The organism is Pseudomonas syringae group sp. J248-6, assembly GCF_032586995.1.
In the GTDB taxonomy this organism is placed as follows: domain Bacteria; phylum Pseudomonadota; class Gammaproteobacteria; order Pseudomonadales; family Pseudomonadaceae; genus Aquipseudomonas; species Aquipseudomonas amygdali.
Genome location: NZ_JAWHOP010000001.1, coordinates 88247 through 104385, shown reverse-complemented (window position 1 = coordinate 104385; position 16139 = coordinate 88247). Strand labels below are relative to the sequence as shown.

The 16139-nt window shown below is 61.6% G+C and carries 1 protein-coding gene; it reads right to left on the bottom strand.

What is annotated here, in order from left to right; genetic code table 11:
- Positions 1 to 24: 24 nt before the first annotated feature.
- Positions 25 to 16059: a non-ribosomal peptide synthetase gene (locus RYC17_RS00255; protein WP_316902084.1), complete on the bottom strand. Its 16035-nt coding sequence runs from the start codon at positions 16057 to 16059 to the stop codon at positions 25 to 27.
- Between the last annotated feature and the right edge of the window lie 80 nt (positions 16060 to 16139).

Sequence of the window (16139 nt, the reverse complement as noted above, 5' to 3'; positions counted from 1 at the left end):
GTACTGCCAACAGTTCAATCATGCTCACAGAACAATCTCCATTCTTTCCGTTGTTGCTGCGTATTCCATGAGGGTGGGGTGTTTGAACAGCGACTTGACCTCGGCCTCCAGGCCTTCCTGACGCATGCGTTCCATCAGGCTGACGGCGAGCAGGGAGTGACCTCCCAGCTCAAAAAAATGGTCATGTCGGCCAACCTGCGTCACACCCAGCAAGTCTTGCCAGATCTCGGCGATCAGTACTTCTCTCTCGCCTTGCGGAGCTTCGTAGCCACGGCTGATCAACGCGCCCTCGCCCGGCGCAGGGAGCGCCTTGCGGTCAAGTTTGCCGTTAGGGGTGAGAGGCAATGCATCGAGACGCACATAGGCCACCGGGACCATGTAGGCCGGCAACTGCCCTAGCAGCCAGCCGCGCAGGCTGTCGATGGCTGGTTCCGTTTGCGTCGACCGGACCGTGTAATACGCCACCAGGCGTTTGTCACCGGGGACGTCTTCACGAGCGGTGACTACCGTATCCTGGACGGCAGGATGCCTGGCCAGACACGCGTCGATCTCGCCGAGCTCGATACGGAAGCCGCGAATCTTCACCTGATCGTCGTTACGGCCCAGGTATTCGATATTGCCGTCTGGCAGGAAGCGACCCAGGTCGCCGGTGCGATACATACGTGCCTGGGGCTGCCGGCTGAACGGATCCGCGAGGAAGCGTTCGGCAGTCAGGTCGTCACGGTTCAGGTAGCCGCGGGCCACGCCCGCGCCGCCGATGTAGATCTCTCCCGCTACACCCAGTGGCACGGGCTGTTGTTGCTCATCCAGCAGGTAAAACTGTGTATTGCCCACTGGTTTGCCGATGTGCGAAGCGAAGCCGTTTTCGCGATCCATCGCCACCCAGCTTGAGTAAGTGGTGGTTTCCGACGGGCCATAGAGATTGCACAGGCGCTGCACGCTGGTTTTCTCGAACAGGTTTTCCACCAGACTGCGTTTGAGTGCTTCACCGGCGACGTTGACGGTATGGACCGACTCTGGCAAACCGTTGATTTCCAGCAGCGCTTTCAGCGCCGACGGTACGGTGTTGACCAGGCCGATATCGTGCTCGCCGTGTTGCAGTTCCAGCACGTTTGTGACCACCCCGATGCTGCCACCCGAGGTGAGCGGCGCAAAGCACTCGTAGACCGCGAGGTCGAAGTTCAGCGAGGTGGAGAACAGTGTTTTTTCCAGCGCAGAGCCGTCGAATGCCGTGTGCGCCCAACTGAGGAAGTTCACAGTATTGCGGTGCTCGATCATCACGCCTTTCGGCAGGCCGGTCGAACCTGAGGTGTAGATCAGGTACGCAAGATGCGCTGAAGTCAGGCCCGGCACCTGCGGATTCCGGGCGGATTCTTCCTGCCAGTTGCTTGCATCAAGATTGATCACAGGTACCGAGACGTCGACCAGTAACGCCTCAGTCGCCGACTGCGCCAGCACAGCGGCAGGCGCGCTGTCCTGCAACATGTAGGCAATTCGTTCTACCGGGTAAGCCGGGTCGAGTGGCACGTAACCGCCACCTGCCTTGAGGATCGCCAGCAACCCGACGACCATCTCCACGCCGCGTTCCACACAGATCCCGACCCGCGAATCCGGCTGCACGCCCTGCTTGCGCAAGGCATGCGCCAGGCGGTTGGCCTGTTCGTTAAGCTCGCGATAGGTCAGGCGTTGTTTTCCATGAACCACTGCCATGGCTTGCGGTGTGCGCTCGGCCTGCGCTTCAAACAGCCCGTGAATGGTCTGCTGCTGCGGGTAATCCAGCGCGGTGTCGTTGAACTGCACCAGCAACTGCTCACGCTCGGCAGCAGGCAGGATAGGCAGGCTTTCGAGCGCGGCGTCCGGTGACTGCTCCAGCGCGACAAGCAGATTTTCCAGCGCGGTCTGCAGGTACCCGCAGACTCGCCCGGCACCGACTTTGCCGGTCACCAGCACTGAAAATCTGAAACCGTCACCCTGATCATCGACGTTCAAGGTCAACGGGTAGTTGGTGCGTTCCTCACCATTCTGCACGTCGATGCCGCGCCAGGCCTCGATCGATTCGTTGGTGGGTTCTGCCACGCTGCTGTGGCGGTAGTTGAGTAGCGCGCTGAACAGTGGCAACGGTGCCGCCACGCCGCTGCAACGCTGCGCCAGCACCAGCGGCGCGTGTTCATGACCGAGCAATGCGGTGAGTCGGGCATGGGTCGCTCGTACGCCGTCCCGTGCACCCTGCCCGGCCAGATCGACGCGCAGCGGCAAGGTATTGATGAACATGCCCAACGCCCGTTCGGCGCCTTCGCCACTGTGCATGCGGCCCATCAACACGGTGCCGAATACGACGGTGCGCCTGCCCGATACCTGACTCAATACCTGAGCCCACGCCAGATGCATCAGACTTGCGGCGCTTACCCCCAGCTGCCGTGCCTGGGCGCGCAGACGCCTATTCAACTGCCGGTCCAGTATCAGGCTGCTTTCTTCAACATCGCGGCCATCCCCTTGCACATCCAGCAGCCCGAACGGCAGCGTCGGTTCGTCAATGTCACCGAGCAATTCGCGGAAAAACGCTTCGTGGGCCTCGCGGCTTACACCCAGGCGAGCCTGGGCCACATAGTTACGATACGGAATGGCTGCTTCGAGTTGGTCAGCCTGCCCCAGCAGATGCGCCTGCATGTCGTGGAGCACAATCTCCATCGCTGTATGGTCGAGGACCATGTGATGGAACAGCAGGATCGCCGCACAACGCTGGTTGGGCTGGTCTTCGGCGAAGATCAGCCGCAGAAGTGGTGCCTGGCTAATGTCCAGCCGCGAATGGCGAGGGTCGAAGCGCTGTTGCAGTTGCTCCATGATCGGCCCCTCGAGCGGGTCGAGTTCGACCTGCTCCAGCAACAGCCGAGCCTGACGACAGACAACCTGCACCGGTGTTTCCAGGCCTTGCCAAAGTACTGCAGTTCGCAGGATGTCGTGGCGATCAATCACACTTTGCAAGGCATCGACAAAGGCATTCAAACGCGTTCGGTCAGCAGTCTCGAATACCGTTTGCAGGACGTACGGATCGCCTTGTTCGGCAGCCAGATGGTGGTAGAGAATCCCCTCCTGCAGTGGTGCCAGCGGGTAGATGTCCTGCACATTTTCCACGCCGCCGGGCACGCTGGCGACAATGAGGTCGATGGCGGCCTGATCGAGATCGACCAGTGGCAGCAGCTCTGGCGTAATGCGCTTGCAGTCGTCCGGGATGGCGTTTTGCGGGACTGTTATTTCATTCAGGCTACCCACCGCCGCAGCCAGCGCGGCCAGCGTCGGCTGTGTGAACAGGGTGCGAATATCGGCATCGAGCCCCTGGCGCCGCATTTGCGCGATCAGGTTGACGGCCAACAGCGAGTGCCCGCCCAGCTCGAAGAAGTGGTCATGACGACCCACCCGCTCGACGTGCAGCAACGAACTCCAGATCTCGGCCACGGCCATTTCCACCGGCCCCTGGGGTTCCTCGTAGTCCCAATCCGGAAGCGCGTTGCGATCCGGCATTGGCAGGGCCTTGCGGTCGACTTTGCCATTGGCCGTCAGCGGCCAGGCGTCCAGACGCACGAAGGCGCTGGGCACCATGTAGCCAGGCAGCACTGTCAGCAAGGCAGAGCGCAGTTCTGCCACCGGCGTCGACAGCGAACCGTCGCGCTCGATGAAATACGCCGTCAGCCTTGGCTGTCCCGGTTCGTCCTCTCGGGCCAGCACCAGCGCTTCTTCAATGCCCGGCAACCGACTTAGCTGCGCTTCGATCTCGCCCAGTTCGATGCGCGCGCCGCGAATCTTGACCTGATCATCATTGCGCCCCAGGTAGTCGAGAGTGCCATCGGCGTTCCAGCGTGCCAGGTCGCCGGTGCGGTACATCCGGGCGTTGGCGTGGAACGGATCACGCAGAAAGCGCTGGGCGGTCATCTCCGGTCGGTTCAGATACCCCCTCGCCACGCCTTCTCCGGCGACGTACAGCTCGCCCGCCACACCCAGCGGCACCAGTTGTTGATGCTCATCGAGCAGATACACGCGGGTATTGGCAATCGGTGTGCCGATGTCGAGTCTGCCGTCGGGCAGCAAACGCCCCGACGTGGCGACCACCGTGGCCTCGGTCGGGCCATAGTTGTTGATGACGGTAAAGCCCGGATCGCGCTGGAACTGGCGCAGACGGTCGCCACCGATCAAGAGCGTACGCAAGGTGGGGTGAGACAGGTCGCGGCTGAAGGCATATTCGGCGACCGGGGTCGGCAGGAAGGCCACCTGCAGCGGTTGAGCGATCCACCAGTCGAGCAGCGCATCGATCTGTTCATTACCCACGTCCGCAGGCGGAAGGTGCAGGGTCGCCCCGGCACACAGCGCCGGCCAGACTTCCCAGGCCATGGCGTCGAAGCCGAAGCCTGCGACGCTGGCGGTATGACTGCCAGCCTGCAGATCGAAGGCCTGACAATGCCAGTCGATCAGGTTACCGAGGGTGCGGTGCTCGACCATCACGCCTTTTGGCTGGCCAGTGGAGCCGGAGGTGTAGATTACGTAAGCCAGATGCGTGGGGGTGAGCCCCGCCACTTGCGGGTTTTCCAGGCGTTGCGGCCATTCAGGGCGGTCAAAGGCGATGACCGGTGCAGACGTTTGCGGCACACGGTTCATCAGAGCCTGCTGGGTCAGCAGCACTTTGGGTGCGCTGTCGGTCAGCAGATAGGCAATGCGCTCGTCAGGGTGCGACGGATCGACCGGGACATAGCCTGCGCCTGCCTTGAGGACGGCGAGCATGGCCACCAGCGTGTCCAGCCCGCGACGGGCCATGACCGCCACGCGATCATCGACACCTACGCCTAGACTGATCAGGTGATGGGCCAGGGCGTTGGCGCGATGGTTCATCTCGCCATAGTGCAGGCAATGCTCGCCCACCTGAGCCGCGACACCTTCAGGCGCGCTGGCTGCCCGGGCTTCGATCATGGCGTGCACGGTCTGCTCGTCATCAACTTGCGCCAGCGCCGTCGTGTTGAGCGTTTCCAGCAGGTAACGGCGTTCCTCTTCGCCGACCAGCGGGATGCGATCAAGATGCGTCTGCTCATCAGCCGCCAGGGCTTCGAGGATCTGCATGAAATAGCCGAGATACCGTTGCGCCGTGGTTTCGTCGAACAGCGCCGTGGCGTAGTCCAGCGTCCCTGCCAGCGTCTCGCCCTGCTCGCTCAGGTTCAGCGAAAGGTCGAATTTGGACACCTGACTGTTCTGCTCGACCGGCTCCACTCTCAGGTCGCCAAGCGAATCGGCAACGTTTTTTCCCGGCATCCAGTTCAGCGTGGTCTGGAACAAAGGAGGATGGGCCAGGCTGCGTGTCGGGCGAACGACTTCCACAACCTGTTCGAACGGCAGGTCCTGATGCTCCTGTGCTTCCAGTACGCGGGCCTTGACCCGGGCCAGCAGCGCCTCGCCGCTCGGATTGCCCGAGGTGTCGATGCGCACCGCCAGGGTGTTGACGAACAGGCCGATCAGGTCTTCAAGTTCGGTATGGCCTCGCCCTGCCACCGGGCTGCCAATCACCACGTCGGCCTGACCCGAAAGGCGCGTGAGTGTCGTCGCCCAGGCGGCCATCAGCGCCATGTACAGCGTGACGCCCTGACGTTGTGCCAGTTTGCGCAGGTCTGCTGCCAGATTTGCATTCAGTTGCACGGCAAGGCTGGCACCGGCGAAGTCCTGCTGCGCCGGACGTGGCCGATCAGTCGGCAACGTGAGCAGCGTCGGCGCTCCCTCCAGTGCCTGATGCCAATAGGCGGCCTGGTGTTGCAGGCGTTCGCCGGACAGCCAGCGACGTTGCCATACCGCGTAATCGGCGTACTGGATCGCCAGCGCCGGCAGTGGATCGGGCTGTCCCTGGCAGAACGCCGGGTACAGCGCCAGCAGTTCCTGGCTCAGGACAGCCATCGACCAGCCATCGGCGACGATATGGTGCACAGTCATCAGCAGCACATGACGGTCGTCGGCCACTTGCAGCAAATGAGCGCGAATCAGCGGGCCGTTAGCCAGATCGAACGGTGCTACCGCCTCGACCCGAATAAACTCTTCCAGGCCATGAGGCGCATGACGAATGTCTTCGACAGACAGCCCGGCGTCTGCGCAGGTGGGCACGAACAGTACTTGCGCAGCGCCTTCACAGGTCACAAATCGACTGCGCAAGGTTTCATGGCGTTCGACGATACGTGCCAGGGCTCGCGCCAGAGCGGTGACGTCGAGCGCCCCCACAAGGCTCAGTGCCATCGGGATGTTATAGGCTTCGTTACCGCCGTCCATCTGTGCCAGGAACCACAACCTTTGCTGGGCGAAGGACAATGGCATTGGCTGATCACGCTTCACCGGCAGGATTGCTGTCAGTTCACTGCGCGCCACGCCATTCAGCGCTGCGGCCACCGCTGCCAGTTCACCGAGTGCAAACAGCTCGCCCAGCGGTAATTCCACGCCCAGCTGTTGGCGTACTTGAGACACCATGCGCATGGCCAGCAGAGAGTGCCCGCCCAGATCGAAGAAGTTATCGTAGCGACCAACCCGCTCGACCAGCAGTACCTCGGCCCAGATCTCGGCCAGCACTGCTTCGACCTCACCTTGCGGTGCTTCGTAACCACGACTGATCAGCGCTTGCGCATCCGGCACTGGCAGGGCCTTGCGATCGAGCTTGCCATTGGCGGTCAGCGGCAGCGCATCGAGCTGCACGTAGGCTGCCGGCACCATGTAGTCCGGTAACAAGCCTTGCAGATGGTTGCGCAGGCGTTCGATGTCCAGCGCAGTTTCAGTCTGCTGCGCCGTGACATAAGCGACCAGACGCTTGTCACCAGGCTCATCCTGACGGCACAGCACCACGGCTTCACGAATATCCGAATGCTCGGCCAGGCGTACTTCGATTTCACCCGGTTCAACACGGAAACCACGGATTTTCACCTGATCGTCATTACGACCCAGATATTCCAGATTACCGTCGGCACGCCAGCGAACCAGGTCGCCGGTGCGGTACAAGCGCGCCTGTGGGTCGCTGTCGAACGGGTCGGCAACGAATTTCTCAAGGGTCAGTTCATCCCGATTCAAATAACCCCTGGCGACACCCTGCCCGCCGATATACAGCTCGCCGGGCACGCCCAATGGCACGGGTTGGCCTTGGCTATCGAGCACATACAGGCGGCTGTTGCCTACGGGTTTGCCAATAGGAATCGAGCCATTGCCGACCGAAACAATCTCGCAGGTCGCGGAAAAGGTCGTCGCCTCGGTCGGGCCATAACCGTTGAGCAGATGCTGTGGCGGATTATTCGCCAACACCCGGCCGATAACGGCCGGGTCCAGCACATCGCCGCCGACAATCAGGTAGCGCAGCCGCGAAAAAGCCTCGCCCAGCCCCGGAGCGTATTGATGGAACAACCCGGCGGTCATCCATAGCACGGTTACCGATTGCTCCAGCAGCAGACGCTGGAAGTCGCGCGGAGACAGCAAGTCGTTCTGCCCGATCACCACCACGCAGCCGCCGTTGAGCAACGGTGCCCAGACATCCAGCGTGCTGGCGTCAAATGCAGGGTTGGAAGCGAACGCCACGCGGTCCTGAGCGTTGAAATCGGCATAACCGTTGTTGATCACCAGACGGCTTATGGCCCGATGCGGCACCAGCACACCTTTCGGAACACCCGTCGAACCAGAGGTGTACATGATGTAGGCAACACTTTCGGCGGACTGCGGCAACGCCAGATCAGTGTCTTTCAGATCATCCAGGGTCAAACCATCGAGATCGACACGCTGCGCAGCGGTTTCCAGCGACACTTGGCTGTGAGTGAGCAGTACACGCGCCTGGCTGTCCTCAACCATGAATGCCTGACGCTCGACCGGTGCATTGATGTCCAGCGGCACATACACCGCCGCGCACTTGAGCACTGCCAGTTGACTGGCGAGCAGGTCATGGCTGCGCTCCAGCAAAGTCGCCACGCTGTCACCCGGCTGTACACCAAGACCCAGCAGATGCCGCGCCAGACGGTTGGCCCGAGTGTTGAGCTCTGCATAACTCAAGGCAACGCCGTCGTGGATTGCCGCACAAGCCTCGGGGCACGCCCGCACCTGAGCTTCAAACAGGCTATGCACGGTCTGTTGCTGCGGATAGTCCCGCGCGGTGTCGTTGAACGCCACCAGCAGCTCCGTCCGTTCGGCTTCCGGCACCACCGGCAGATCGCGCACTGCTGAGTCCGGCGCGGATTCAAGGGCTTGAACCAGATGGCTCAGGGCGGTCTGCATGTAGTCGCAGATCCGCTGGCCATCGAAGCCGGCTGCTACCTGTACGTTCAACAGGAAGCCTTCGCCTTGATCGTCCACCGACAGGGTCAACGGGTAATTGGTCCGTTCGAGTACGCCGAGCACCTGGGTATCCGCCCAACGATCGCCACCGCTGGCTTCACGTGCCGGGCTGTGGCGATAGTTGAGCAACGCGCTGAACAGCGGCGACGCTGCATCCACCGCGCTGCAACGTTGCGCCAGCACCAGCGGCGCGTGTTCGTGGCCGAGCAATGCGGTCAAACGGGCGTGGGTCTGACGCACGGCCTGACGCACTGCACACCTACCGACATCGACCCGCAGCGGCAAGGTATTGATGAACATGCCCAAGGCGCGGTCGGCACCCAGGCCGCTTTGCATGCGCCCCAGCAACACCGTGCCGAATACCACGTCTTCACGCCCGCTGGCGCTGCCCAGCACTCGCGCCCAGGCCAGGTGATGCAAGCTTGCTGCACTCACCCCCAGTTGCCGCGCCTGAGTGCGCAGACGCTGACACAAATCAGCCGCAAGCGCGTGGCGAACCTCCTTGATACCCTGCCCGTCACCCTGCACCTCAAGCAGACCGAACGGTAGCGTCGGTTCATCGACATCGCCGAGCATCTCGCGGAAAAATGCTTCATGTTGTTCGCGACTCACGCCCAGATGGGCCTGCGCCACATAATTCCGGTAAGGCATCGCCGCCGGCATTTGCGCCGCGGTGCCTTGCATGTGAGCGAGCATTTCTGCGCTCATCACGTCCAGCGCGGTGTGGTCGAGGGCAATGTGATGGAACAGCAGGATCGCCACCCAGCGCTGATTCTCCGAGTCCTGGGCAAAGGCCAGATGAACCAGCGGGGCCTGGCTGAGATCGAGGCGGTACTCGCGGGGATCAAAACGGCGTTGCATCTGGGCGACGATATCGCCGCCGCCCGGTGCCAGGGTGATTTGCTCAATCGACAGCTCGACCCGGCGTAGAGCCACTTGCAGCGGTTGTTCCAGACCTTCCCAGACCAGCGCCGTGCGCAGGATGTCATGGCGATCGATCATTGCCTGCAAGCCTTCGGCAAAGCGTCGTACGTGCGCCGGATCATGCAGGGCGAAGGTTGCTTGCAGCAGATACGGGTCGCCCTGCTCCGCGGCGAGATGGTGATAAAGAATGCCTTCCTGCAATGGTGCCAGCGGGTAGATGTCCTGCACATTGGCCGCACCACCGGGAACGCCGGCGACAATGCGATCGATAGTCCCTTGGTCCAGCGAAGTGAGGGTCAGCATGTCCGGGGTGATGTGCTCGCAGCCGTCGGGAATGCCGTTGGCCGGAACCTCGATCTCGATACCGCCGCCCACAGCCGCCGCCAGTGCGGCAAGGGTGGGCTGGCCGAACAGCACGCGTACATCGGCACTCAGGCCAGCCTGACGCATGCGCTCGATCAGCTTCACCGCCAACAGCGAGTGACCACCCAGCTCAAAGAAATGGTCGTGCCGACCGACTCGTTCAACACTCAGCACGTCGGCCCAGAGCTCAGCCAGCATGATTTCGGTGTCGCCGATCGGAGCCTGATAGTCGCGACTGACGAAGGCATCGGCTGATGGCTGCGGTAGTGCGCGACGATCCAGCTTGCCGTTGGGCGAGACCGGCAGTTTTTCCAGGTGCACATAGGCTGCCGGGATCATGTAATCAGGCAGCAGCGCCTGTAAATGCAGACGCATCTGGTCGGCCTCGGGCACCACCTGCCCGGTCTGCACGCTGAAATAAGCGACCAGGCGCTTTTCACCGGGAACGTCTTCGCGGGCCAGCACCGCTGCATCGCGCAGGCCCGGAAATTGACCGAGGCGCGCCTCGATTTCGCCCAGTTCGATACGGAAACCTCGGATCTTGATCTGATCGTCGTTACGGCCCAGATAGACGATCTTGCCGTCGGCCTGCCAGCAACCCAGGTCGCCGGTCTTGTACAGGCGCGCGTGTGGGTTGCCGACATCGCTGGCGGCAAACGGATCAGCGATGAAGCGTTCGTTGGTCAGGTCATCACGGTTCAGGTAGCCACGCGCGACACACGCACCGCCGATGTACAGTTCGCCTGCCACGCCCACCGGCACCGGGCGCATGTGTTCGTCGAGCAGGTAAATGCGGGTATTGGCCACCGGCTGGCCGATGCTCGGTAAGGTCGGCCAGGCCTGCGGGTCGCCCTCAAGGGTCAGCGCCGTGACCACATGGGACTCGGTCGGGCCGTAGTGGTTATGCAGGCGGGCGTCGTTCAAACGGGCGAAGAACTGCCGCATCGGTTCGGTGATTCGCAGTTGCTCACCGGCAGTGATTACGTCCTGCAACAGGCAATCAGTCTGTTCGGGTTCAGCGACCACCGCCTCGGCCAATGCCTGCAGGGCAATACACGGCATGTACAGGCGTTCGATACGCTGCTCGCAGATATGTTGGAACAGGCGGCGGAAATTCAGACGGGTATCGCCGTGGATCAGAGACAGTTCGCCACCTGCACACAAGGTGCTGAAGATTTCCTGAAAGGCCACATCAAAACCCAGCGCGGCGAACTGCAAGGTGCGTTGCCTCGGGCGACCGTGCTCGACAGTCTGGGCGATCTGCCAATGCATCAGATTGACCAACGGCGCATGGGGCATGGCCACGCCTTTGGGCTGTCCGGTAGAGCCCGAGGTGTAGATCAGGTACGCCAGGTGCTGTGCACCAAGCCCCGCGAGCTGTGGATTGGTCACCGGCGTGCGGTCGATACCGTTCTCGGCGCGGGCGTCAGCTTCCAGCAGCAACACCGGCAGGACGGCCTGCGCAAACCGCTCGCGCAAACCGCGCTGGGTCAGCAGCATTTTCGGTGCGCTGTCCTCAAGCATGTAGGCCAGGCGTTCGGCAGGGTAAGAAGGGTCGAGTGGCACGTAGCCTGCGCCGGCCTTGAGAATGCCCACCAGGCCCGCGATCATTTCCAGACTGCGTTCTACACAAATCGCCACACGGTCATCAGCGCCAATGCCTTCGGCGATCAACCGATGGGCAATCTGGTTGGCCCACTGATTGAGCTCGAGGTAGCTCAGTTGCTGGCCTTCGTAGGTGACTGCTACCGAGTCGGGTTGCGCAGCCGCCTGAGCCTCAAACATCTGGTGCAGCAGTAGATCTTGCGGGTAGGCACCATTGAACGCGTTGAAGTCTTCCAGTAACTGGCGGCGCTCGTGCGCGGGCAACCAGTCGAGGCTGTGTAAGGGTGCATTTGGCCGACTGTCCAGCGCGTCGGCTAGTTGCTCCAGCACGGTGTGCATGTAACCGCAGATGCGCCGGGCACCGATTCCGGCCACTGCCTGAACGGTCAGACCGAAGGATTCTCCGAGGTCGTCCACCGACAAGGACAGTGGGTAGTTGGTGCGCTCTTCACCGCCGAGCACTTCGACACCGCCCCAGGTTCTGGTCTGCCCTGCCTCCTGAGGTGTCTGGGCGCCGACCGCAACATGCCGGTAGTTCATCAGCGCAGTGAATAACGGTGTCGGTGCGGCCACGCCGCTGCATGCCTGGGCCAGTGACAGCGGCGCGTGCTCATGACTGACCAACGCCGCCAAGCGTGCATGGGTGGTGCGCACAGCAGCCTGAATACCCTGCTCGCCGGCAGCGACGCGCAATGGCAAGGTATTGATAAACATCCCCAAGGCTCGTTCGGCGCCCTGACCACTGAGCAGACGGCCTAGCAGCACAGTGCCGAAGACCACATCCTGACGACCAGACAAGCGCCCTACCACCTGTGCCCACGCAAGGTGATGCAGGCTCGCGTTGCTGACACCCAGGCGCCGGGCATGGGCGCGAAGACGTCTGGCCAGCTCCGGGTCAACCGGCAACAGGGCTTCTTCGACTCTGCTGCCGTCGCCTTGTACGTCCTGCAGGCCGAACGGCAGGGTCGGCTCGTCAATATCGGCGAGCATGTCGCGGAAAAACGTTTCGTGCTCCTTACGGCTCACGCCCAATCGGGCCTGAGCCACATGATTGCGATACGGCACCGACGCTGGCAGATGTTCGCCGCGCCCTTGTCTGAACGCCTCGATCTCTGCGCCCAGCAAGGCCAGCGAGGTGGCATCATCGATCAGGTGATGGAACAGCAACACCGCCACCCAGCTTTGGTTGACGGGATCCTCTGCGTAATGCAGGCGCATCATCGGTGCCTGATGCAGATCCATGCGTATCCGCCGTGGATCGAACTGTGCCTGCAACTGGGCCGCGACATCACCCTGCTCCGGGTGCGGTAAAAACGCCTCGACGCGCAGCCGTGCCTGACGCCAGACCACCTGCACCGGTTCGTCGAGTTCTTCCCAGGCCACCGCCGTACGCAGAATGTCGTGACGATCGATGACTTGCTGCAAGGCTTCCGTGAAGTCCAGCAACTGCTCGAAGCTATTGACCCGCAACACAGCCTGCAACAGGTACGGATCACCGTCCTCACTCGTCAAATGGTGATAGAGGATGCCTTCCTGCAGCGGCACCAGCCCATAGATGTCCTGCACATTGCTCACCCCCCCAGGTACGGTGGCGACCACGCGGTCGATCTGGGCTTGAGTGAGTCGGGCCAGAGGCAACATGTCCGGGGTAATGTGCCGACAGTCGGAGGGAATCTTGTTGGCGGGCACCTTAACGTCTGTGACCTTGCCGCTGGCGGCCGCCAGGGAGGCCAGGGTTGGCTGGCCGAACAGCACGCGCACATCGGCATTCAGACCGACGTCGCGCATGCGTTCGATCAGTTTCACTGCCAGCATGGAATGCCCACCCAGTTCGAAGAACTGGTCATGACGGCCTACCTGCTCGACGCCCAGCAACTCGGTCCACAACCCGGCCAGGCGCATTTCCGTCAGGCCTTGCGGTGCCTCGTATTGGCGCCGGGCAAAGGCCTCGGCCGCAGGCAGCGGCAGAGCCTTGCGGTCGAGCTTGCCGTTGGCGGTCAGCGGGAAACTTTCCAGGCTGACAAAAGCGCTCGGCAGCATGTGCTCGGCCAGTGACAGGCGCAGCTGTTCACGTAAGTAGGTGGCGTCCGGTTCCAGGTCTGCTGTGCCGATGACATAGGCCACCAGACGTTTATCGCCCGGTTCGTCTTCACGCACCACGACCACTGCTTCACGCACGCCTCTGCAGGCGATCAATTGAGCTTCGATCTCTCCCAACTCGATACGGAAACCGCGAATTTTCACCTGCTCATCGTTACGGCCCAGGTATTCCAGGCTGCCGTCCGGCAACCAACGACCCAGGTCGCCAGAGCGGTACATCCGCGCGCCGGGTACCGAGGCAAATGGATCGTCGAGAAAGCGCGTCGCGTTCAATTCATCGCGATTGAGATAACCACGGGCCACGCCTGCCCCGCCGACGTGTAACTCACCCACCGCACCCGGTGGCAGCGGATGACCAAAGGCATCGAGCAGATAGAGTTGCAGGTCAGGGATGCGCTTGCCGATCGGGCTGGCACCAACGCGCTGGGCGTCTTCAGGCTGCAACGGGTAATAGGTCACATGCACTGTGGTTTCGGTAATGCCGTACATGTTTACCAGTTGTGTACCGGCATTCATGTTACGGGCGTACCACGGCTTGAGCATCGCCGTTTCCAGCGCTTCACCACCGAAAATCACCTGACGCAGCGAATGCGCCTGCGCGTTCTCGCCCTGGGCAGCAATCAGTTGCCGAAACGCACTCGGCGTCTGGTTAAGCACCGTCACCCCGGCACTGCACAGCAGGTTGTAGAAGTCTTCCGGCGAGCGGCTGACCAGTTGCGGCACGATCAACAAACGGCCGCCGTGCAGCAGTGCGCCCCATATTTCCCAGACCGAGAAGTCGAAGGCGAACGAATGGAACAGCGCCCACACGTCCTGTTCATTGAAGCTGAACCACTCTTCGGTGGCCGAGAACAGCCGCGCAACGTTGCGATGCTCGACCATTACGCCCTTGGGCAGTCCGGTGGAGCCGGAGGTGTAGATGACGTAGGCAAGGTCGCTGGACTTGACCGCTACCTGCGGATTGCACACGGATTCGTTCTGCAGGTCGGCGTCGTCGAGATAGATCAGCGGCACTTCGCAGACAGGCAACGCTTGTTGTACTGACTGTTGGCTCAATAATGCCACTGGCGTGCTGTCGCCGAGGGTATAGGCCAGGCGCTCAAGTGGGTAAGCCGGGTCCAGCGGTACATAACCGGCACCGGATTTGAGGATACCCAGCAAGCCGATAATCATCGCCGGGCCACGCTCGACGCAGATCGCTACGCGATCGTCCGGGCGCACACCCAGCGCGAGCAAGCGATGCGCGACCTGGTTGGCGCGGGCGTTGAGTTCGCCGTAGCTCAGGGTCTGCTCTTCGAACATCAGCGCCACGGCGTCTGGTCGTTCTGTAGCGCGTGCTTCGAACTGCTGGTGGATAGTCAGGTCATCAGCGAAATGTGGCTGATCGGCATTCCACGCCTGAACCCGGGAGGTGTCGGTCTCGCTGATCAGCGAGAACCCGTTCACCGGGAGTTGTTCATTCGTCAGCCCCTGCTCCATAACACGCTGCAAGCGCTCGGCAAGGAGGACAATCTCGTCGTGCTGAAAAAACGCCTCGTTGTAGATGTAGTGCATCCACGATTCAGTTTCGCAGGCGTTGGTGCGCAGGTAGATAGCTAGCGGCGTCTGTTCGTGGTTGTTCGAACACTTGGTAGTGCTGGCGGCTGCCTGATTGAAATGCAGCGGAAGGTTCTGGCGCTCATAGGAGAACGTCAGATCGAACAATTGGGTACGCTCGGTACGGCGCAATTCCAGCAGCCGGTTGAGGTCGCTGACCGGGAACCGCTGGTGGCGGTAATCCTGCTTGACTGCCCGACATATACCCTGGACCAGTTCTGCGAACGGCAGGTCTGGACTGAATTTCAGGCGCACCGAACTGAGTTGGGTAAAAAGCCCCAGGGTCTTCTTGTAGCCGGCATTGGAGCGGTTGAGAATCGGCAGGCCGATGACCAGTTCATCACGCTGGTAGACGCGGGTGAAGTACACGTACAGCACTGCCAGCAAAACATGGAACGACGAGGCTTGCAGTCGAAGCGCCAGATCGTCGATCTGCTGCTCCAGACCACGGTCAAGACCGGAGCTGATGTGGCCGCTGCGGCTGTGTGCTGTCTGGTTCTGAATAGAGACCTGGCGCGGGCGCGCTGTCAGCAACGGATCGGGGATCTCACGGTATTTGTCCAGCCAGTAGGCCTGATCGAGCGAAAAACGTCGCGACCCGCGATACTTGAGGTCGTCCTTGATGAAATCGACATAGGACGGTGCGGCAACGTCAGGCGTGCGCTGATTGAGCAGCGCATTGTAAATCTCACTGAGGTACGTACAGACACCGTCGATGCTCCAGCCGTCGAGCACGATGTGGTGGGTATAAAACACAAAGTAGAAGCGCTGCTCTTCGAGTTTGAGCAAATGCATTCGGTAGAGTGGCCCACCCTCGAGCCTGAACGCTTGTTCAAGCCGGGTCTGCACCCAGTGTGCGGCTGCCTGACGCAGGTCGTCATGCCCTTGCAGGTCGATCGGAGTCATACACTGCGGCATGCTCGAGGCGAAGGCCTGTAGCGGCAAGCCCTCCTCGTCACGTTCGTCAAGCAGGACCATGCGCAGAGCATCGTGTTCTTCAATCAACAGGTCCACGGCCTGCTGGAACAACACGGAATCGACGGCACCATCGATCTCCATATAGCCGCCGATGTTGTATAACGGCGAGTCGCCCTGGGTCATCTGATCCAGCCAGATATTGCGTTGCGCAGCGGTCAGGGCAAATGCCATACATTTCTTCTCGCAAAGGGTCGGCCTGGCCGCATACAAAAGGCAGCGATAACCGGTAGTCGATTCGGAGCCAGGGACGA